This is a genomic window from Sporosarcina sp. P29, assembly GCF_002743265.1.
GTDB lineage: Bacteria > Bacillota > Bacilli > Bacillales_A > Planococcaceae > Sporosarcina.
Map to the genome: position 1 here is coordinate 1 of NZ_PDYX01000139.1, position 369 is coordinate 369.

The following is a 369-nucleotide window of genomic DNA, read 5'->3' on the forward strand; positions in this document are numbered from 1 at the left end:
CAAAGCGGACATGGATGCGGAAACGGCACCTAAACTGCTGCGTCTGATCGACATGCTCGAAGACTGCGACGACGTGCAGGAAGTGTATCATAACGGTGAAATCTCTGATGAGGTTGCAGCGACTCTCTGATGAGAGCGTATAAACCGTTTACGGGAGACGCGTGATGTCGATTATCCTCGGGATTGACCCCGGCTCGCGCGTCACCGGTTATGGCGTCATCCGGCAGGTTGGGCGCCAGTTAACCTACCTTGGCAGCGGCTGTATTCGGACCAAAGTGGACGATCTGCCGTCGCGCCTGAAGCTAATCTATGCTGGCGTGTCGGAGATCATCACCCAGTTTCAGCCCGACTTTTTTGCCATCGAGCAGG

General features: G+C 55.6%; 2 protein-coding genes. Both read left to right on the top strand.

Annotation, left to right across the window (positions count from 1 at the left end):
* Positions 1-10: 10 nt before the first annotated feature.
* Positions 11-130 (top strand): YebC/PmpR family DNA-binding transcriptional regulator, encoded by a 120-nt coding sequence (locus CSV68_RS17690; protein WP_347708225.1) that lies wholly within the window; start codon positions 11-13, stop codon positions 128-130.
* 34 nt (positions 131-164) lie between these two features.
* Positions 165-369, top strand: a 205-nt coding sequence (gene ruvC / locus CSV68_RS16930) for a crossover junction endodeoxyribonuclease RuvC (RefSeq protein WP_099662676.1), incomplete at its 3' end; no start/stop codon positions are given.